General features: G+C 60.8%; 20 protein-coding genes. 14 read left to right on the top strand and 6 right to left on the bottom strand.

The features are described from left to right. Positions 1-30: 30 nt before the first annotated feature. From D0N36_RS16660 to D0N36_RS16635, 6 genes are all read left to right on the top strand, one after another. Complete coding sequence (locus tag D0N36_RS16660; protein ID WP_116942961.1) at positions 31-2079, top strand: M23 family metallopeptidase; 2049 nt, start codon at positions 31-33, stop codon at positions 2077-2079. 151 nt (positions 2080-2230) lie between these two features. Then, a complete protein-coding gene (locus D0N36_RS16655; protein WP_116942960.1) occupies positions 2231-2809 on the top strand; it encodes a lipocalin family protein in 579 nt (192 codons plus the stop codon). Positions 2810-2873: 64 nt separating this feature from the next. Beyond that, complete coding sequence (bcp, locus tag D0N36_RS16650; RefSeq protein WP_116942959.1) at positions 2874-3323, top strand: thioredoxin-dependent thiol peroxidase; 450 nt, start codon at positions 2874-2876, stop codon at positions 3321-3323. Between the two features lie 143 nt (positions 3324-3466). Continuing rightward, positions 3467-4357: a transketolase gene (locus tag D0N36_RS16645; protein WP_116942958.1), complete on the top strand. Its 891-nt coding sequence runs from the start codon at positions 3467-3469 to the stop codon at positions 4355-4357. A gap of 165 nt (positions 4358-4522) precedes the next feature. Next, positions 4523-5920 carry a vWA domain-containing protein gene (locus D0N36_RS16640; protein WP_116942957.1) on the top strand — a complete coding sequence of 466 codons (1398 nt, stop codon included), beginning with the start codon at positions 4523-4525 and terminating at the stop codon, positions 5918-5920. 159 nt (positions 5921-6079) lie between these two features. Then, on the top strand, positions 6080-7036 hold the full coding sequence (locus D0N36_RS16635) for a transketolase family protein (RefSeq protein ID WP_116942956.1): 957 nt from the start codon (positions 6080-6082) through the stop codon (positions 7034-7036). Between the two features lie 69 nt (positions 7037-7105). Here D0N36_RS16635 and D0N36_RS16630 read toward each other — a convergent pair whose 3' ends face one another. The 3 genes from D0N36_RS16630 to D0N36_RS16620 form a co-directional block, all read right to left on the bottom strand. Then, complete coding sequence (locus tag D0N36_RS16630) at positions 7106-7693, bottom strand: hypothetical protein (protein WP_116942955.1); 588 nt, start codon at positions 7691-7693, stop codon at positions 7106-7108. Positions 7694-8037: 344 nt separating this feature from the next. Next, positions 8038-8712 carry a hypothetical protein gene (locus D0N36_RS16625; protein ID WP_116942954.1) on the bottom strand — a complete coding sequence of 225 codons (675 nt, stop codon included), beginning with the start codon at positions 8710-8712 and terminating at the stop codon, positions 8038-8040. Between the two features lie 56 nt (positions 8713-8768). Next, positions 8769-10703, bottom strand: a complete 1935-nt coding sequence (locus D0N36_RS16620; protein ID WP_242478971.1) for a mechanosensitive ion channel family protein — start codon at positions 10701-10703, stop codon at positions 8769-8771. A gap of 241 nt (positions 10704-10944) precedes the next feature. On the opposite strand from D0N36_RS16620, the gene D0N36_RS16615 reads away from it, so the two are divergent. The 5 genes from D0N36_RS16615 (at position 10945) to D0N36_RS16595 (ending at position 14830) form a co-directional block, all read left to right on the top strand. Then, a complete protein-coding gene (locus tag D0N36_RS16615; protein WP_116942952.1) occupies positions 10945-11685 on the top strand; it encodes a DUF481 domain-containing protein in 741 nt (246 codons plus the stop codon). Between the two features lie 117 nt (positions 11686-11802). Then, complete coding sequence (locus tag D0N36_RS16610; RefSeq protein WP_116942951.1) at positions 11803-12342, top strand: RNA polymerase sigma factor; 540 nt, start codon at positions 11803-11805, stop codon at positions 12340-12342. A 209-nt stretch (positions 12343-12551) separates the two neighbouring features. Beyond that, positions 12552-13013, top strand: coding sequence for a hypothetical protein (locus D0N36_RS16605; RefSeq protein ID WP_116942950.1), 462 nt, complete (start codon positions 12552-12554; stop codon positions 13011-13013). A gap of 38 nt (positions 13014-13051) precedes the next feature. Further along, on the top strand, positions 13052-13540 hold the full coding sequence (locus D0N36_RS16600) for a hypothetical protein (protein ID WP_116942949.1): 489 nt from the start codon (positions 13052-13054) through the stop codon (positions 13538-13540). Between the two features lie 105 nt (positions 13541-13645). Further along, positions 13646-14830: an aspartate aminotransferase family protein gene (locus D0N36_RS16595; RefSeq protein ID WP_116942948.1), complete on the top strand. Its 1185-nt coding sequence runs from the start codon at positions 13646-13648 to the stop codon at positions 14828-14830. Positions 14831-14909: 79 nt separating this feature from the next. Here D0N36_RS16595 and D0N36_RS16590 read toward each other — a convergent pair whose 3' ends face one another. Further along, complete coding sequence (locus D0N36_RS16590; RefSeq protein ID WP_116942947.1) at positions 14910-15338, bottom strand: tellurite resistance TerB family protein; 429 nt, start codon at positions 15336-15338, stop codon at positions 14910-14912. Positions 15339-15611: 273 nt separating this feature from the next. On the opposite strand from D0N36_RS16590, the gene pfkA reads away from it, so the two are divergent. After that, positions 15612-16583: a 6-phosphofructokinase gene (gene pfkA / locus D0N36_RS16585; protein ID WP_116942974.1), complete on the top strand. Its 972-nt coding sequence runs from the start codon at positions 15612-15614 to the stop codon at positions 16581-16583. Positions 16584-16853: 270 nt separating this feature from the next. Further along, positions 16854-18212, top strand: coding sequence for a vanadium-dependent haloperoxidase (locus tag D0N36_RS16580; protein WP_242478970.1), 1359 nt, complete (start codon positions 16854-16856; stop codon positions 18210-18212). A 29-nt stretch (positions 18213-18241) separates the two neighbouring features. Here the strand turns inward: D0N36_RS16580 and miaA are convergent, their stop codons facing one another. Next, positions 18242-19153 carry a tRNA (adenosine(37)-N6)-dimethylallyltransferase MiaA gene (gene miaA / locus D0N36_RS16575; protein ID WP_116942946.1) on the bottom strand — a complete coding sequence of 304 codons (912 nt, stop codon included), beginning with the start codon at positions 19151-19153 and terminating at the stop codon, positions 18242-18244. Positions 19154-19194: 41 nt separating this feature from the next. Then, entirely contained in the window at positions 19195-20343 is a 1149-nt protein-coding gene (locus D0N36_RS16570) for a glycosyltransferase (protein WP_116942945.1), read from the bottom strand. A 120-nt stretch (positions 20344-20463) separates the two neighbouring features. Here D0N36_RS16570 and D0N36_RS16565 point away from each other — a divergent pair. Continuing rightward, positions 20464-20807, top strand: a 344-nt coding sequence (locus tag D0N36_RS16565) for a PAS domain-containing protein (protein ID WP_116942972.1), incomplete at its 3' end; no start/stop codon positions are given.

Below are 20807 nucleotides of genomic sequence, written 5' to 3'. Positions count from 1 at the left end.
CTACCCTTCCGTTGTCAAGTAAGTTCTGTTTTGAAAAAGCTAACAGCTAGCAGCTTTAAGCTAAAAGCTCATTTCAGCTTCGCGCTGCCGTTTTTACTGCTGATGGGCGTGCAGCCCTCGGCCTGCCAGAGCCCGCAGTCGGCCCCCAACCCGGAGCAGGCCGCAGGCCCCGCTACCAGCGAAACGCCCGCCGAAACGGCCGCGATGCCGGGCCGCCGGGCGGGCATTCCGGCGGTGGCCAAGGGCTACTTTCTGCTGCCCATCAAGCCCGGCCAGGAAAACTTCCTGTCGGGCAGCATGGGCGAGCTGCGGCCCAACCACTTCCACGGCGGCCTCGACATCAAAACCGACGGCCGGGTGGATTTGCCGGTGTACGCCGCGGCCGATGGGTACGTGTCGCGGATGAAGCAGAGCAGCTACGGCTACGGCAACGTGCTCTACATCACCCACCCCAACGGCCTGACAACGGTGTATGGCCACCTCAACAGCTTTAAAGGCCCTGTGGCTGAGGAGCTGCGCCGCCAGCAGTACGCCAAGCAGACCTACGACCTGGAGCTATTTTTTGAGCCCGGCCAGTTTGCGGTGCAGCGCGGCGAGGTGGTGGCCCTGTCGGGCAACACGGGCGGCTCGGCGGGGCCGCACCTGCACTGGGAGGTGCGCACCGCAGCCGGCAACCAATTGAACCCGCTGCAGTGGGGCGGCTTCACCGAAATTCAGGACCATGTGGCCCCGATAGTGCAGGCGTTTGCGGTGGAGGCGCTGGGCATTGCGGCGCGGGTGGAAGGCCGCTTCGGCAAGCGCGTGTTCGTGCCCAAGGCCCCCCTGGCCGACGGCAGCTACGCCTGGCCCGACACCATTGCCGCCAGCGGCTCAGTGGGTTTGCTCGTGCAGGGCTTCGACCGGTTTGATAAGGTGTGGAACAAGAACGGAATTCAGAAGGCCACCGTGCTCGTGAACGGGCAGCAGGTGTACCAGCATGCGATTGATGACGTGCCGTTTCCCGATGGCTCGCGCCAGATAAACCGCCACGTCGATTATGAGTGGCGGGCCACCCAAGGCCGGCAGTTCGAGAAGCTGTTCGTGGACGACGGCAACGACCTGAGCATGTACACCACCGGCCCCGGCAAGGGCCGCCTGACCGTTGAGCCGGGCAAGGTGTACAACGTGGAAATCCGCCTCGCCGACTCGTATGGCAACACCACGCCGCTGCGGCTGGTGTTGCGGGGCGAAGCGCCAGGATACTTCCACACCCGCTCGGCGGCCGTGAAAACCCCCGCTCTGAGCTACGACGTGAGCCGCAACCTGTTGGTGGTCACCACCCGCTCGGCCGACACGGCCGCCGTGGCCGGCGACGTAACGCTGCTGCGCGGCGGCCGCCGCCTCACGCTGCGCCCCAGCTACACTGACCAGAGCCAGAGCACCTACCTCTACGACCTACGCGCCGGACGGCCCGATTCCATCCGTTTCGGCCGCCTCACTCAACGCTTCAGCCGCGAGGCGCTGATTCCGGCGGGCCGCGAGTTTAGCTTTGCCACGGCCAACATGGGGCTGGGCTTCGGGCCGAAAACGCTCTTTGACACTCTGTACCTGCAAACCAGCTACAAGCAGGGCCTCTGGACGGTGCATCTGCCCCGCACGCCACTCTACGAAAACCTGGCCCTCACGCTGCGGCCCGATACGCCCCCGGCCGACCGACGCCGCTCGGCTATTTACAGCATCACGGCCAAGGGCGGCAAAGGCTACGTGGGCGGCAAGTGGAGCCCCGACAGCACCAGCATCACGGCCTCTATCCGGAGCTTCGGGCAGTTCCGCGTCCTTACCGATACCATTGCCCCTTCGGGCCGGCTGCTGAGCAAGGGCGCCGGCGGGGTAGTGTTCAAGGTGGGCGACGACCTTTCGGGCCTGGCCAGCTACCGGCTGGAAGTGAACGGGCAGTTCCGGATGCTGCGCTACGAGCACAAGAACGCCACGCTCTTCACCGAACGCGCCGACACGCTGGGCCCACCCCTGCGCGGCCCCGCCACGTTGCGCCTCACCGACCAAGCTGGCAACGAAACGGTTATCAACGTGGTGCTGTAGCGCCTGTAGCGCGAAGCTCCAGCTTCGCGTGTCGTTGCTGACTTCTAAACGATTATGTTCAATGTAGCGCAAAGCTGAGCTTCGCGCTACAGTCGCTACACCCTTACCGGCCAGGGCGCGTACAGGTAAGCTCATCCAATCCTTCTATAAGATGCCAAACAACCTGCTCAAACGCCGCCAGCCGGTACTGCTTGGAGCCGCCGCGGCCGTGGTAACGGCCGGCGTGGCCGCTTACGCCTACTCACGCCGCAAAGCGCACCCGAACCTGCCCACCGTGACCCACGTCGACCTGAAGCGGTACGCCGGGCTGTGGTACGAAATTGCCCGGCTGCCCGTGCGCTTCGAGAAGGGCTGCCAGCACGTAACGGCCGAGTACAACGTACGTCTTGATGGTAAAGTGGGCGTGCGCAACACCTGCCACCAGGGCAGCATCGGCGGCCCCGTAACCACGGCTACGGCCACCGCCTGGGCCACCGACCCCACCAACTCCAAGCTCAAAGTGCAGTTCTTCTGGCCCTTCACAGGTGATTATTGGATTCTGGCCCTCGACGAAGCCAGCTACCAATACGCGCTGGTAGGCTCGCCCGACCGCGAAACGCTCTGGATTCTCAGCCGCATGCCGCATCTGCCACTGACCATCCGCGAGCAGCTGCTGGCCAAGGGCCGGGAGCTGGGCTTTCCGGTAAAAAACATGCTTTTCACTCCGCAGCCGGTTGCCAGCAAGCCGTAGCGTCGCGTTCCATTACTGCCGCCGCCAATTTTCCTATCTCCCGTCAACCTTCTATCTTCGCGGCATGGCAGTACCTCAAGCAGGCGAAACGGCTCCGGCCTTCGAAGCGCCCGACCAGAATGGCAATATGCACCGCCTTGCCGATTACCGGGGCCGCAAAGTCGCCCTCTACTTCTATCCCAAAGACGACACCAGCGGCTGCACCACCCAGGCCTGCAACCTGCGCGACAACTACCAGCAGCTGCTGGCGGCCGGCGTGCAGGTACTCGGCGTAAGTATCGATTCGGCTAAGTCGCACCAAAAATTTATTGCCAAGCACGAACTGCCTTTCCCGCTGCTGGTGGACGAGGACAAGAAGCTGGTGCAGGACTATGGCGTGTGGCAGGAGAAATCGATGTACGGCCGCAAGTACATGGGCACCATGCGCTACACTTTCCTGATCGACGAAGAAGGAAAAGTTGAGCGGGTCATCACCAAAGTCGAAACCAAGAACCACGCGGCGCAGCTGCTGTAGCTTCCACAGGAGCCCCGCCACTTCGGCGGGGCTTTTTTACATCCCTTTTGCCTCCCTTTTACGGCGCCGTTTCGGTCTGCGGCCCGCTGGCTGCCCGGCCTAGGAGGCGTACCTTTGCTTTCCTATCAACCCCTACAATTCGCATGGCCCAGTCCACCACTTCCAAAACCCACGCCCCCGAAGCCACCAAGTCGGTAGCCGAGCTGAAGCAGATTGCCGCCCAGGTCCGGCGCGACATTGTGCGCATGGTGCACGCCGTGAATTCGGGCCACCCCGGCGGCTCGCTGGGCTGCACCGAGCTGCTGGTGTCGCTGTATTTCAAGGTGATGAAGCACACGCCCGAGCCCTTCGACATGGACGGTATCGGCCAGGATTTATTCTTTCTGTCGAACGGCCATATTTCGCCGGTGTTCTACTCGGTGCTGGCCCGGTCGGGCTATTTCCCGGTGAGCGAACTGGCTACTTTCCGCAAGCTGAACTCGCGTTTGCAGGGCCACCCCGCCACGCATGAGCACCTGCCCGGCATCCGCATTGCCTCCGGCTCGCTGGGCCAGGGCCTGAGCGTGGCTACCGGCGCGGCCCAGGCCAAAAAGCTCAACGGCGACAACAGCACGGTATTCGTGCTCATGGGCGACGGCGAGCTGCAGGAAGGCCAGATTTGGGAGGCTGCCCTCTATGCGCCCCACCACAAAGTGGATAACCTGATTGCCTTCGTCGACCGCAACGGCCAGCAGATTGACGGCCCGACCGACAAAATCGGCGGCCTCGGCGACCTGCGCGCCAAGTTCGAAGCTTTCGGCTGGCGCGTGCTCGAAACCGACGGCAACCAGTTCGAAACCCTGCTCCCTACCATCGAAGAAGCCCAGAGTCTACTCGGCCAGGGTGTGCCAGTGATGGTGCTCATGGATACCGAAATGGGCTTCGGCATCGACTTCATGATGGGCTCGCACAAGTGGCACGGCGTAGCGCCCAACGACGATCAGCTGGCCACGGCCCTGCTGCAGCTGGAGGTGGAAAAGGCCTCGGATTATTAGAACGGCTCAAGATTACATGCAGCACGACGTAGGGGCGGGGCTTGTCCCCGCTCGCCGTTAAACGACTAGCGTTGAGCGGAATCGTGGAAACGTTGCATAAGGCGGGCGGGGACAAGCCCCGCCCCTACGTCGTGCTATAACTTGCTTCACATCACTCATCCAAACATGCGGCAGTGGCTGGCGTTTCTGGGGTTGTTGCTGGCAGTGCTGCTGCCCGGTAACGCCCGTGCCCAGAACGCTGCCCCTACCCCGCCGCGCACCACCCGCATCCTGTTTCTGCTCGATGCCTCGGGCTCAATGCGGGCACCCTGGGAGGGTGCGCAGCGCTGGGACGTGGCCAAGCGGCTGCTGTCGAAAATGGTGGATTCGCTCAACACCTACCCAAACCTGGAACTGGCGTTGCGCGCCTACGGCCATCAGTACGACAACAAGGAGAACAACTGCGAGGACTCGCGGCTCGAAGTGCCATTTGCGCCTAAAAATGCGGCCGCCATCAAGTCCCGGCTCAAAACCATTCAGCCCCGTGGCAACACGCCCATCACCTACTCACTCTTGCAGTCGGCCAATGATTTTCCGGCCGACAAGCAAAGCCGCAACGTGCTGATTCTGATTACCGACGGCCTTGAATCGTGTAAAGGCGACCCGTGCGCGACTTCGCTGGCGTTGCAGCGCAAACGGGTTTTTCTGAAGCCCTTCGTGATTGGGATTGGGGCCGAGCGGGAGTTTGGCAAGCAGTTGGAGTGCCTGGGCACCTACTACAACGCGGCCGATGTGAGCACCTTCCGCACCATCCTCAACGACGTAGTAGCCCAGACGCTGGCCAAAACCACCGTGGCCGTGAACCTGACCGACGAGCGGGGCCGGCCGGTAGAAACGGATGTGAACCTGACGTTTACCAATAACGTCACGGGCCAGCCCGAGTACAACTACGTGCACTACCGCGACGCCCAGGGCCAGCCTGACGCCCTCGACATTGATGCGCTGCAGAGCTACGACTTGACCATAAACACGGTGCCGCCGGTAGTGGCGGCCAACCTGGCCATCAAGCCGGGCCGGGCCAACGTGCTCACCTACAAAACACCCCAGGGCACGCTGCGGCTGCAGAATCCCAATCTTTCGCCCAACCCCTACGGCCGGGTGCAGGCCGTAGTACGGGCCCGCGGCAACCCCGAAACCGTACTGGCCCTGCCCTTCGGCAACCGCCAGAAGCTACTGGCCGGCGACTATGAAGTGGAGCTGCTGACCCTGCCGCGGCAGCTACGCCGCATCAGCGTGAAGCAGGGCCAGGAAACGGCCGTTACCTACGACGCGCCCGGCATCCTCAACATCATCTCCGACTACAAAGGCTACGGCAGCATCTACCAGCTCGGCTCCGACGGGGAACAAACGTGGGTGTACGACCTGCCCAGCGGCGGCAGCAGCAAACTCAACCTGCCGATGCAGCCGGGCGCTTACCGCCTCGTCTTCCGCACCGCCACCGCCACCGGCAGCCGCTTCACCGACGTACGCAACTTCACCATCCGCTCGGGCCAAACCAGCTCGGTTAGCCTGTTCGGACGATGAAGAACATTATAACAGAACGTCATGCTGAGGTTGTCGAAGCATCTCTACCGCTTCATTGCTCTACATTGATTAGTCAGAGGTAGAGATGCTTCGGCAAGCTCAGCATGACGTTCCTTCAACCAACGAATTCCAGACTTTAAGTCCCCAACATCCCATAAAATGAAAGACTTTCCTTACACCGAATCGAAGGATACCCGCAGCGGCTTTGGCGCCGGCCTGCACGAGCTGGGCAGAACCAACCCCAACGTGGTGGCCCTGTGCGCCGACCTCATTGGCTCGCTTAAAATGGATGCCTTCGTGAAGGACTTCCCCGAGCGGTTCTTCCAAGTGGGCATTGCTGAGGCCAACATGATGGGTCTGGCGGCCGGCCTCACTATTGGCGGCAAGATCCCCTTCACCGGCACGTTTGCCAACTTCAGCACCGGCCGCGTGTACGACCAGATTCGGCAGAGCATTGCCTACTCGGGCAAAAACGTGAAAATCTGTGCTTCCCACGCCGGCCTCACGCTGGGCGAAGACGGCGCCACCCACCAGATTCTGGAGGACATCGGGCTGATGAAAATGCTGCCCCACATGACCGTCATCAACCCCTGCGACTACAACCAGACCAAGGCCGCCACGCTGGCCATTGCCGACTACGAGGGGCCCGTGTACCTGCGCTTCGGCCGGCCGGTGGTTCCCAACTTCACCCCCGCCGACCAGCAGTTTGAAATCGGCAAGGGCGTTATGCTCAATGAAGGTGCCGACGTGAGCATCTTCGCCACCGGCCACCTGGTTTGGAAGGCCATCCTGGCCGGCAAGCTGCTGGCCGACAAGGGCATCAACGCCGAAATCATCAACATCCACACCATCAAGCCGCTCGATGCCCGGATGATTCTGGAATCGGCCCGCAAAACGCGTTGCGTGGTAACGGCCGAGGAGCACCAGATGAACGGCGGCCTCGGCGACTCCATCGCCCAACTGCTGGCCCGCGAGGAGCCCCTGCCCCTGGAAATGGTGGCCGTCAACGACTCGTTCGGCGAATCGGGCACGCCCGACCAGCTAATGGAAAAGTATAAGCTCAACGAAGCCGCCATTGTGGCCGCCGTGGAGAAGGTGATGGCCCGCCGGAAGTAGGTTTCGCCCTAACCTAAAAAACACCCAACTGCCCCGGTCGCACACGTTGCGGCCGGGGCAGTTTAGCGTTCAATCCGTCCAGTGGAAGAAGTAGTCGAACACCTGATAGGGTTTGCTGACCAGCGCTGCTTTGAGGGGAATGTCGAAATCGATTAGTGGCTGCAGTTCCTGCTCAGTTAGCAGGCTGTAGCGGTACTGCTCGAATATAGCTTTGATACCAGCCAGCTCTCTACGCCAGAGCGTATCGTCGACTTCGTGGATGCTTTCTGGCCGAAGGAAACCCGACAAGCTGCTCGTTACTTTTCCATCACTCAATATTTCCCACTGCCCGGAGTCGCCATAATACCAATACGGCACCAAGTTGGAAATATAAAGTAGCAGGCCATTGGTAGTGTCATTTACTGGGGTGCCGCTAAGTAATTTTGCTGGCTTACCAGCTTCTTTTTTAGCGACTAGCACCGAAATATAGGAGCCATACCCGCTGCCATGATAACTAAAGTCTGGCTCTACTACCAACTGATAATCGTCCTTAATTCGCCCGATTATAGTCTTTATGTACTTTTTGACTTGGGAAATAGAACCGCTACTAAATGGTGGGAAATCACCGCTCACCTCCTCTTGAGCCAGTTGCGTCAGAAATTCTTCTGAGTAATTCATACCAAACGGTTTACATAGGATGGGCAACCACCGAGCAACTCTTGCAGTGCTTCGTGGCTTCCTGAAACAGAAAATGAACCATACAGGCCCCCACCCTCTCAAGCCTATTTGTAGAGTTGCTAGAGTGCTACTCAACCCACCTGAAGCGCACACGCGGCTGCACGGTAAATACGAAGCCTTTTACCAAGGCCTCAATCTACTTCTGCTTCAGTATCTTCATTAACCCACCGCGTTTCCACAGTCCGGATGCTGTCGACGTTCAGTTGCTTCTGGGCCTAAACTATGTCCGGAAGACCTGCTATTACAAGTCCTAAAACTACGCTATGCAGCTGGCGCATCTAATTTTATGTGTATTGATCGACTGAAATAAACTTGTCTTCTACCAGCCGGAATAAAGCGGGTTCGAGCACGCAGTCCTCAAATAGCTCCTTGTTCTCCCTCTCATCCAACTTGCTCGCCAAGCTGAAGCCCGCGAACCGGACGTTGGTCAGGCGGGCTTCAAAATCGTGGCCGTACTCCTCGTAGTCCAAGTCATCCAAATCCATGACAGTCTTGCCGGTCCAATAGATATCGTAAGTACCGGCCGCTTGTCCTTTGGTAAAAGCTATCCGGTGGTCGGCACAGCTGTCGTGCCCCAGTAGGTAGATGTAGCAGGCCGCCTCTTCCCGGTCAAAGTCTTCGTCAAGCGGTAGCGCATCGCCTACCAGCACCCGTTCGGTTAGCGCGGCGAAGGAGAATGGCTCATCCGGAGTTCCGACTACAATGCCGCCGGAATGCCACTCGGTAGAAGAGAGCGTGCACCTGTGATAGTTGTTCCACACACCCTTAGCCTGCCAATCTGACTCCGGTTCTCCAACGTCGTCCGAATCGTCCTCAGCATCGTAATATTCGGTTTCCAGGTGAAAATCGAAGAGCAGGCCCTTCTCCGGGTCGAGGTGTCCGCTCCAGACAAACTCTTTGACTTTGTGGCCCAACGGATATGGGTTGTCTTTAAAGAATATTCGGCCGATTGTTTCCATGTTAGTAAAGTTGTGAGACGTTTTGGTGGCGCTGTAAGCCACTCCGGCGGCTGGCGCTATTGCTGCGACTGCCCGTCCGAGTTGTCGACCCGAAACTTGGGGGCCTCGTAGTCTTTGGGCAGGTAGCTGGTGGGGATGGTGGTCTGGCTGCCGTCGCGCATGGCGCGGTAGTGGGGCGACATGATTTCGACGCCGGCCTCATTGAAGCGGTCTTGGATGTTTTGGTGGATGCGTGAGTAGATGCCGGCCTGCCGGTTGGCGGCGTGGGTACAGAAGTTGAGCTCGTAGGCCACATACCAGTTGTCGAGGCTGGTCTGGAGTATGAACGGGGCGGGGTCGGTCAGCACGTCGGCATCTACGACGGCGGCCAGCAGCAGCTGGTGCACCTGCGGCCAGGGCACATCGTAGCCGATGGTGACGCCGGTGTGCATAATCAGGCCCAGCGTGGGCGCTACGGTGGAGTAATTGGTGGTGTAGGAGCTCATCACCGAGGAATTGGGAATCGTGATTTCCTCGTTTTTGATGGTGCGGATGCGGGTAACGAGCAGGGTTTTCTCCACGATGTCGCCCGTTACGTCGCCGATTCTCACCCGGTCGCCCAGCTTGTAGGCCCGCATGTAGGTGAGCACCAATCCGGCCACGATGTTGGAGAGCGAGCCAGCCGAGCCGAACGTGAACAGGAAGCCCAGAAACACCGACACGCCCTGAAACACCGGTGAATCGGAACCCGGCAGGTAGGGGAAAATCACAATCAGGGCGAAAGCCCACACCAGCACCCGCACAATCTGGTAGGTGGGGTTGGCCCAGTCGGGGTAGAAGCCGTCGATGGTCAGGTTGCCGGCCCGGATTTCCTCCTTGATCGAATAAACTGCCTTGAGCACGTAGCGGAACACCGTCACAATCACGACGATGGTGAACAGGTTGGGCAGGTAGTTCCAGAAGGCCAGCGCAATGCGCCGGAGCGGGTTGAAAACGTAGCCCAGCAGCGTATCGGCAATATCCTGGGTGCCGGGGAAGATACTGAACACCACCGGCAGCACCAGGTAGATGGCCAGCAGCACCACCACCCACTTCAGCACCGTAACCAGCAGCAGCACGGCGCTCAGCTGGCGCTGCTCGTTGAAAAACTCGTAGTTACCAAACTTGATTCCCTTAAACCAGGTGCCTTCCTTGGCTACCAGCTTGAGTCGCACCCAGCTAAAAAACTTGATGATGTAGCGCACCGTGAAGTACAGCACGATGAGCACGAGCAGCGTCAGGCCAATTTCCTTGGCGATGTTGAGCAGGCTGTTCTGCTCCTTGTACTCCTGCACGGCCGTGATGATGCGCTGCCGGTGCAGGCGGGCCAGCGAATCGCGGCTCACGTTGTGCCAGAGCGCGTCGTTTTCGCTGATGCTCTGCAACACCTGCTCGCCGTACATCAGGTCGGTGCTCTGCTCCGAAGGGTAGATGCGCAACGAGTCGGGACTGAAAAAGACGGCCTTTTCGAGGCGCTTGATTTTTTCCTCCGTGAGCTGGGCCCGCTCCTGGGGCGAGAACGGTCCGAGCCGGGTGTACACGTAAAACAGCGTGTCGTTGTGCGGGGCCACCGGGAAGCCTTTGGCATTCACCTTCAGCGAGTCGATGTAGCGGCGCGAGCGGGCCTTGCGCAGCGAATCGACCTGGCGCAGGGTGCCCAGCTCGGCTACCAGCTCCCGCTCGCGGCGCTTGTCGGCCGAGGTGCTGTTAAGCGTCAGCAGCTCCGTCTGGATTTCCTCCAGGCGGCTGGTGTTGGCCCGCCGCATCGAGTCGATGCGGCGTAGTACCTTGGTATCGGTCACCAGGTCTTCGGAACGGGTCGAATCCTGGGCCCTGGTTGGGGCGGGGGCGCTGATATCGGCCTTCGGGCCCGTCGGGGCCTGTTTCATGGGTAGCGGAATCACCTGGGCGCTGGCCGGCAGCAGCGCGCTTGCCCACATAAGCAGCGCACAAAGCGCGAAGCGAATGGTCATAAAAAGAACAGCTTGCGGCTGCCAGCCGCCGGAAGGTTGAGTTTGGAAAGTAATGATAGGGAAAAGCCCATTGCTTTGGCCCGGCCAGCGGCCCGGTTTAAACCGCCCCATTGTTTTCATCGACCAATCGTTCCGCTTAGCGGCCCCTACCTTTGCCCCCCGGAGGTTCCGTGGCCGCCCTTAAACCGGCTATGCGCCCTGAAGCCGGCGCTGACGGCCCTCCTGCTGCTATTCTAAGCCTATGCTCAAACCCTACCTCCTATCAATTGCCTTGCTGCTGGGGCTGATTTTGCCCGGCCGCGCCCAAAGCCAGCCACCGGCCGACACGGTGCTCATTGTGTACGCAGGCCAGTTGACGGGCGCCTACAGCAGCGGCGGCGTAAACCGGACGCTGCTCTCCACCACCCAGGATATTACCATCAGCCGGGGCCAGCATTTCGGCCTGCCGCTCAACGGCCGCTTCGCCTACGGCAAGCAAAACGGGCTGCTGCAGGAGCGTGAGTTACTGATCAACACCACGCCCTACTACTGGCGGGGCCGTTTCCGGGCGTACGCGCTGGGCGGTTTCGAGCGCAGCAACCTGCGCGGCATTACGCGGCGGGTGCAGCTGGGCGCCGGCCCGGGCTGGGCCTTCTACTCCGATTCGCTGGGCCGCGAACTGGCCGTAAGCAACCTCCTCATCCGCGAGCAAACCAACTTCCTCGACGGCCGCAGCGTGGTAACGGCCCGCAACTCGACCCGCCTGAAAATAGTGTACTCCTACAAAAACCTTACGTTCAACTCCACCACGCTCTACCAGCCTTCCCTGGAGAAATTCAGCAACTTCCGCTTCAGCAACGTATCGTCGGCCGCCCTCAAGCTCATCAACAACCTGGCCGTCACCTTCGCCTACAACTACACCTACGACTCGCAGTTCAGCGAGGGTAAAGTGCCCGAAAACACCAGCATTACGGTGGGCTTTTCCTACTCGACGAAACGGTAGATGGGGCCGAGGCGGGCTACGTTCTACCATTTTCTACGCCACCATATTAAACCCTGTGGCCGTCGTGGCCTCTAACCCGCCGAATTCGCCCTTATCCCACCCGCTCCTCTGCGCCCTTTGGAAGACCAGGAGATACTTGCCAAGTTCCGCGACCCGGCCGCCCGCAATGTGGCCTTCAACCAGCTTGTGCGCAAATACCAGCGCCAGGTATATTGGCACGTGCGCAAAATGGTCATCAATCACGACGATGCCGACGACCTGACCCAGGACGTATTCATCAAGGTGTGGAACCACCTCGACGGCTTCCGGCAGGATGCTTCGCTCTACACCTGGATTTACCGCATCGCCACCAACGAGTGCCTGACCTGGCTCAAAAGCAAGCGCCACAAGTTTCTGCTGCCTCTCAACGACGTCACGGCCGAGCTCAGCGCCCAGCTCGAAGCCGATGAGAGCCTGGCCGGCGACGAAATTGAGCTGAAGCTGCAAAAAGCCATCCTCACGCTACCCGACAAGCAGCGGCTGGTCTTCAACCTGCGTTACTACGACGAGATGCCTTACGAGCAGATGGCCGAAGTAACCGGCACCAGCGTCGGGGCCCTGAAAGCCTCTTACCACCACGCCGTAAAAAAAGTAGAAGCACAGATGTTGCAGACTTAATCACAGATGTTACAGATGGTGCAGATGAAAAAGATTCTTTCTGGCGGCGGATAAAAGCTCAAGCACGAATCTTTACATCTGCACCATATGTGATTAAGAACGAATCCTTTTCATCTGCACCATCTGTGATTGAGAACGAATCCTTTTCATCTGCACCATCTGTAACATCTGTGATTTAAACCTATTGCCCGCGACCTCCTCTAAGCACTATGAACACGCCTTTTAATCTGGATGAACACCGCCGCAGCCGCCCCCGGCCCACGTTGGCCCCGCCGCCCGAGCGTTACTTCGAGCAGCTGCCGATGCGGGTGATGCAGCGGGTGCAGCCGGCACCGGCCGCCACCGCGCCTGCTTGGCGCTGGCTGGCGTCTCTCACGGCTCCGGTACGCACCGCTTTGGCCTCTACGGTGGTGCTGGGCGGTTTTGCGGCCGCGTTCTGGCTAACCCCGGCCGCGCCGCTAACTGCCACCAGCCCCGATGCGCTGGCCCGCGTGCCGCAGGAGCAGCTGCTCAATTACCTGCTCACCACCGACCAGCGCATCACCCTACTCGATTTAGCCGAGGTGCCCGGCACCGCCAGCGCCACGCCCGCCAGCACCTACTGGCAGGCTTCGCCCACCGAGTTGCGCGAGCTGCTCGACCAGCAATCCGCCGACGAGAGCTATTTGTAAACGCCGCTTTTTCTTTTTTTCGCCTTCCCTTTATTCCTATGAACTACCTGTTTCGCACCCTGTTGCTGCTGAGCCTGCTAATGGCCGGCCTGCTGCCCGAGGCCGTTGCCCAACGCGGCGGCGGGGGCCAGCGGCCGGAGCGGCTGAGCCAGCTCGAAAATGCCCGCGTGGCCTATATCACCCAAAGAGTCGCGCTCACCCCCGATCAAGCCCAGAAGTTCTGGCCCGTCTACAACGAGTTCACGGGCAAGCGCCGCGACCTCAACCAGCGCCTGCGCCAACTACGCCCCAGCCAGACCGACGCCTTAAGCGACCAGCAGCTACGTGACAATTTCAACCAGTCGTTCAAGCTCCGCCAGCAGGATATCGAACTCGAAAAAGACTACTTCGATAAATTCCAGCGCGTTATCAGCGTGCGGCAGGTGGCGGCCTTGTTTCTGGCCGAGCGCCAGTTCACCCGCGAAGTGCTCAAGCGCGTAGCCGACCGCACCAACCCCCGGGGCCCGGCCGGCGGCACCGACGACTAACCACCCACGCCTAACCACTCGGGCGCCCACGCAAAAGCCAGCCGTTTCGCGCCACCATGCGCAGCGGCTGGCTTTTGCGTGGGCGCCTAGGCGTACCTTTGCGCCATGCTTACTCCTCGCCAGCTTTTCCTGCGCCATCAAGCCCAGACCTCCGACTTTCCGCTGCTGCTGGAAATTGAGCGGGCCGAAGGCGTGTACATGTACGCCCCCGACGGCACGCGCTACCTCGACCTGATTGCCGGTATCGGCGTCAGCAACGTGGGCCACCGCCACCCACGGGTGCTGGCCGCCATCCACGAGCAGCTCGATAAGTACCTGCACCTGATGGTGTACGGCGAAGTGGTGCAGGCCCCACCGGCCCGGCTGGCTCAGGCCCTCACCGCCACGCTACCCGCCCATCTCGACAACGTGTACTTCACCAACTCGGGCACCGAGGCCGTGGAGGGAGCTTTGAAGCTGGCCAAGCGCCATACCGGCCGCACCGGCTTGGTAAGCTGCCACAACGCTTACCACGGCTCAACCCACGGCGCCCTCAGCATCACCGGCTCCGAGGGCTTCAAGAACGCCTTCCGGCCCCTGCTGCCCGACGTGCGCCACATCCGCCACAACAACTTCGACGACCTGCAGCTCATAACCGGGCACACGGCGGCCGTGGTGATTGAAACCGTACAGGGCGAGGCAGGCGTGCGCGTGCCGGCCCCCGGCTACCTGCCGGCCCTGCGCCAACGCTGCACCGAAGTGGGTGCATTGCTCATTCTGGACGAGATTCAGTGCGGTTTCGGGCGCACGGGCACGTTCTGGGCCTTCGAGCAGTTCGGCATCGAGCCCGATATTCTGCTCACGGCTAAGGGCATGGGCGGCGGTATGCCTATTGGGGCCTTTATTGCGCCCCAGCATATCATGGCCGGCTTCAAGACCGACCCTATTCTGGGCCACTGCACCACGTTTGGGGGCCATCCGGTATCGTGCGCGGCCTCGCTGGCCACGCTACAGGTTATTCAGGAAGAAAACCTGCTGGCCGGCGTGGCCGCCAAAGCGACGCGTTTTCGCGAGCAGTTGCGGCATCCGTTAATTCGTGAGGTGCGCAACTGCGGGCTGCTGATGGCCGTCGAGTTTGACTCGTTCGACGTGCTCAAGCCGCTCATCGACCGCGCCCTCTGGGAGCAGCACCTGCTCACCGACTGGTTCCTGTTCTGCGACAACTCCATGCGCATTGCCCCGCCCCTGACCATCACGCTGGAGCAGATTGACGAGGCCTGCGCGGGGCTACTTAGGGCAATTAAAAATTGAAAGTAAATAATTAAAAATGCCGTTGGACGAGCCCATAACGGGACGTTCAACGGCATTTCTTACTCTTCGCTTTTGATTTTTAATTGCTCAACAGTGCCATGGCTTCGGATTTGACTCGTTCGCGGGGCAGGCCGTCGCGCACGCCCTGCGAGATGCTACGCACCAGGCCGGCTACAATATTGGGGGCAAAGCCCAGGCGCTGGGCCATATCGATGCAGAAGCGCATTTCGGTGTCGTCTACCACGCCGTCAGCCAGCATCATATCCACGAGGTCGAAAATCTGGTCGAAGCGCTCCGAGTCGTTGTCGGGCAGCAGCATATCATGGGCGCTGGCATTGCCTACCAGAGCGCGCACTTCGCCGGCACGCATGCCACTTTTGCGGCCCACAGCCACAATGAAGTTCATTTCCCGCTCGTCGATATGCCCGTCGGCCTTGGCCAGCGCGGCCAGGTTTACTAGGTGGCTTTTAACTTTTCTGGTCTGCTCATTTTCAAAAAAACCGAACATGGGGCGGGTATTTGGCAGGGGAGAACGGAGATGCGCGAGGGTACCAGGGCGCCCCCGGAGCGGGGCCATACGGCCGCAACGAAAGTTAAGTTAGGGCTTTAGCAACCAATACGCAATAAGGTCGATACGCAGGCGCCGGAAAAACGGTTAACCCCACTAGTGGCCGGTTTGCATTTAACCGGGCAGGCAACGTACTTTCGGCGCAAATTCCGCACCTTTACCGGTTGCGGTCCGGTGGGCCGGTTTGCCTACAATAAGAGCCAGATGAGTATGATGAAGCGCATTGCAGTTTTCACCAGCGGAGGCGACGCGCCCGGTATGAACGCCTGCATCCGGGCCGTGGTCCGCACGGCCGTTTATCACGGCATCGAAGTGTACGGCATCATGCGGGGCTACAGCGGCATGGTGAAGGGCGAATTTGTGAAGCTGGACTCAGCCTCAGTTTCCAATACGATTCAGAAAGGCGGCACCATCCTCAAATCGGCCCGCAGCCAAACGTTCCAGACCCGCGAGGGCCGGCAAATGGCCTTCGACCAACTCGTCAACCATGGCATCGACGGGCTGGTGGCCATTGGCGGCAACGGCACCTTCACCGGGGCCACGCTTTTCGAGCAGGAGTTCGGCATTCCGATAGTGGGCGCGCCCGGTACCATCGACAACGACCTGTATGGCACCGACTACACCATTGGCTACGATACGGCCGTGAATACGGCTTTGGAAGCTATTGACAAAATCCGCGACACGGCTGACTCGCACGACCGGTGCTTTTTTGTGGAAGTAATGGGCCGCGACTCGGGCTACATTGCCATTCCCTGCGCTATCGGGGGCGGGGCCGAAATCGTGATGATTCCCGAAACCCAACTCTCGACTGAGGCGGTAATTGCAACGCTCAGAAACGGCCGAAACCGCTCCAAAACCTCGTTTTTGGTAGTTATTGCCGAGGGCGACGAGGAGGGCAACGCCCACGAAGTAGCGCGGCAGGTGAAGGCCGCTATACCGCAGCTCGATACCCGCGTTACCGTTATCGGGCACATTCAGCGCGGCGGTGCGCCTTCGGCCGCCGACCGGATGCTGGCCTCGCAAATCGGCATTGCGGCCGTGGAAGGCCTGATGAACGGCATGCACAATGTTATGGCCGGCATCGTGGACCGCAAGCTCGTATACACGCCTTTTGCCGACACCATTCACAAACGCAAGCTTATCAACCAGAGCTTTATGCGAATGGTGGAAATCCTGAACGCTTAGCGTCTGCTGTAGCCACTTTGTTTAGCTTCCTGCCATCACCTTCGGGTTTTGGCAGGTTTTTTTTGCCTGCCGTTCCCGCCTGCCATCGTAAGCCCCGCACCTCCGTTTGCTATTGAGTTATGTAAAGAGACTGTAGCGCTACATACTTGGTCAACCCTTTCGCGCAAGCTTCAAAAATGATTAATTAAATAATTTTTATAAATATAACAATTTAAAAAGTTATATTTAGCTGATTAAGTCATCCTGATGAATGCTTGATTTGCTAACTATATGCTAAAAATCTACTTACCCCTCCTGTTGCGGCCACTTGCCTGCCTGGGGCTGCCAATGCTGGTATTGCTGAGTAGCTGCCAGCCAGAACCAGAGGTTGCTCCTGCCATAGCGCCGGCCAGCAGCTATGATGCAGCAGTGGCTATCAAATGGAGCGCCCTCACGCTGCAGCTCGTGCGCCAGAGCCCCGGCTTCACGCCGCCCGTTGCGGCCCGGGCGCTTGGCTACGCCGGTCTCACGTTTTACGAGTCGGTGGTGGCTGGTATGCCGGGGCGCCGCTCGCTGGCCGGCCAGCTCCAGCAGCTCGGCCGCCTGCCCCAACCCGAAACCGGGCGGGCTTACCGCTGGCCGCTCTGCGCAAACGCAGCCCAGGCCCTCATTCTGAAAAACCTGTTTGCCAACGCCCCTGCTGCCAGCCGCGCCCGAATCGACTCGCTGGAGGGTGCCTTGGCCCACGAGTATGCCGGCCCCGACGCGGCCACTGCTGACCGTTCGGCAACCTATGGCCGGGCCGTGGCTGAGGCCATTTTTGCGTGGTCGAAAACCGATGGCGGCCACGAAGGCTACCTGCGCAACTTCCCTACCAGCTACGTGCCCACCACCGCCCCCGGCGACTGGCAGCCCACCGAGAATGGCCTCCGGCCGATGCAGCCCTACTGGGGCAGCAACCGCACCTTTCTGGCCCTTGATGCGGCCATGCCTATGCCTTTGCCGCTCCCGTACTCCCCCTCTCCTACCTCGCAGTACTACGCGCAGTATCTGGAGGTGTACGCTAAAAACATCAGCCTCACGCAGGAGGAAAAGGAAATAGCCGTGTGGTGGGCCGACGACCCAAGCGACACCTTCACGCCCCCCGGCCACTCCTACAATCTGGCCCGCATCGTGATAACCACCACGCACGCCGACTTGGGGAAGGCGGCTGAGACCTTCGCCCGCACGGGCATTGCCGTAGCCGATGCCTTCATCATCTGCTGGAAGTGCAAATACACCTTCAACAACGAGCGACCCTACACCTTTGTGCGCCGCTTTATCGACCCCAGCTGGGTACCGTTCTGGCCCGCGCCGCCGTTTCCGGGCTACTCCTCGGGGCACGCCACGCAGTCGGCGGCCACGGCGGTGGTGCTGGAGGGGCTCTACGGCAACCTCACCTTCACCGACGATTCGCACGTGGGCCGTAGGCGCGATGTGGCCCGGGCCACCGACTTCAAGGCCCGCACCTATCACTCGTTCTGGGAAACGGCCGAAGAATCGGCCCTCTCGCGCTTTCTGGGCGGCATCCACTCTCGCCAGGACAATGAAGTGGGCTTACGGGAAGGCCGCAAAATCGGCCAGCATATCAACAGCCTGCAATGGAAGTGAGCCGGACGTTCGGTCACTATTTCACCTGCTCACCCCAACATATTCAGCGCCTCGTGGGGGTGTAGCCACTGGTACTGCGGGTCGCGGCGGAGCCAGGCCAACTGGCGCTTGGCGTAGCGGCGCGAGTTGCGCTTGAGCAGGCGCACGGCCTCAGCGTAATCGTAATGGCCTTCGAAGTAGCCGAACATCTCCTGGTAGCCCACTGTTTGCAGGGCATTGTGGTGGCGATACGGATACAGCGCGCGGGCTTCGGCCTCCAGCCCGGCGGCCAGCATCAGGTCCATCCGTTCATCAATGCGCTGGTACAGCTCGTTCCGCTCGCGGGTAAGGGCAATTTTGATGATGCGGAAGGGTCGCTCAGTCGTTTTGCGGCCATGGAACGAGCTGAACGGCTGCCCCGTGGCCCGGCAGATTTCCAGCGCCCGCAACACGCGCTGGTGGTTTTGCAGGTCGATGCGGCTGTGGGCTACCGGATCGAGGCGGGCCAGTTCGGCTACCAGTGGCTCTAGCCCGTGGGCGGCCAGTTCAACGTGCAGCCCGGCCCGGATTTCGGGCGGCGCGGGTGGCAAATCGTCAAGGCCTTCGGTTACGGCCTGCAGGTACAAACCCGAGCCCCCGGTCAGGATAACGGTTTTGTGGTGCTCAAAAAGCTCGGCCAACCGCGTCAGCGCGTCCTGCTCGAAGCGGCCGGCGTTGTACTCGTCGGCAATGCTGTGCGAGTCGATGAAATGATGCCGCACGCCGCCCATTTCGGCCGGCGTAGGCTTAGCCGTACCGATGCTCAGCTCCCGGAAGAACTGCCGCGAATCGGCCGACACAATATCGGTGTTTAGGCGCCGGGCCAGCTCCACGCACAGTGCCGTTTTGCCCACGGCCGTTGGGCCGGTAATTACAAGCAGCGTTGGTTCAGCAGCAATAGTCAGGTTGGCGGGCGGGTTCATAAGAGCGCGTAAGAAGCCGCAAAGCTACGGCCGATTCGGGCTTACGCCCCGGCAACCCCGCCCAAATCGGCATTGGGCAGCAGCGTCGCGTACAGCCGCAGCAGTTCCTGCTCCTCGTGCTGCCAGCTAAGCAACGGGCGGGCGCGGCGGGCATTTTCGGCCAGCTGGTGGTACCGGGCCGCGTTGCCGCCGGGCAGCAGCCGGTTGAGGGCGGCGGCCAGCGTGGCCGGTTCCAGGTCGGGCACCAGATCGGCCACGTCGTACTGCTCGTTGAGGGCGCGGTACTCCGGAAAATCGACGCCCACCTGCGGCACACCGGCGTGCAGGTAGTCGAAGAACTTGTTGGCCAGCGAGTAATAATAGCTCAGGCCCACGTTGCGCAGCAGGTTTACGCCCACCGTGGCGTGGCGCGTCAGCTCGCGCAGGTCGTCGGGCCGCACAAAGCCCCGGAACTCCACCTGTCCCGACTGCAGCAACCCTAACTCCCCGGCCTGCCGGCGCAGGCTGTGCGAGAGGTCGCCCTCGCCACAGAGCACCAGCCGGCCATTTATATGCGGCACAGCGGCGAGCAGCTCCTCCAGGCCCCGGCCGGCATTTAGCGCGCCCTGGTACAGAATAAACCCGCCGGCCGGCGCAGCGGTAGGGGCTGGTGGCAGGGTTTCGGCGCCGAGGCGGCTGATGTTGCGCACCACCGCAAAAGCCCGGCCGTGGCGCTGCTCGAACAGCCGGGCCAGCGCCGGACCCACGGTGTAGGCCAGCGCCACACGGGGCACAATAAAGTTTTCGATCCAGCGCCACAGCCGCTGCACCCGGGGCCGGGCCACTACTTCGGGCACCTCGGTAAACAGCTCATGGGCATCGTACACGAAGGGCTGGCGGCTCAGCCGGGCCCGCAGCCACACGGGCAGGGCCGTATCGAGGTCGATGGCGCACCAGGCCGCCGCCCGCTGGCCCGTCAGAAACAGCAGCAGGCGCAGGTTGTATTCTACGTAGAATATTTTTCCGTGCTGAAAAAAACAGCGCAGCCGGTGCTGGGCGTACGGCTGCGGGCCCAATGGCTGCGAAGCCGGCCCCTGCCGGCCTACCAGCAGCACAGCATAGCCGGCGCGGGCCAGTGTAGCGCAGATGCGCTGCATTCGCTGGTCGTAATTTAGGTCGGTGGTGACGGTGAAAACCAGACGGGGCGGCAAAACAGGCAGAAGGGTTAGCGGCGCAAAAAGGTGGATTATTCGGGAATTGTTCCCAATTTAAGAACTTCGTTCGGGGACCCGCTTGTTGGGGAAGCCATTTTGCCATTCTCTGCCTCCCTCATGCCTCCTTCTCCGAGCAACTCGGCCGCCAACAAATCCGCCGCACTTTCGCCCGATATTTACCGGGCACTGTTCGAGCAATCGGCCGATGGACTGCTGCTTTACAACACCCGCGGCGCCCTGCTCGACTGCAACCAGCGCGCCGTAGACTACCTGAATACGACCCGCGCCGTGCTGCTGGCCAGCGGCCTGATGGCTTTTGTGGAAGCTGACGCGCCCGCAGCAGCAGCAGCCGAGCCTACGACCGAAGCCGAAATGCACGAGCTGCTGGTGGCCTGTGCTCAGTCGGGCGAGGCGCGCTCGTGGCGCTGGCACGGGCAGCAGGCCGGCGGGGGCGACCGGCT

Source organism: Hymenobacter lapidiphilus, from assembly GCF_003417065.2.
Classification (GTDB): domain Bacteria; phylum Bacteroidota; class Bacteroidia; order Cytophagales; family Hymenobacteraceae; genus Hymenobacter.
Note: the sequence above shows the minus strand (reverse complement) of the source record. Positions and strands in the feature narration are given on the sequence as shown.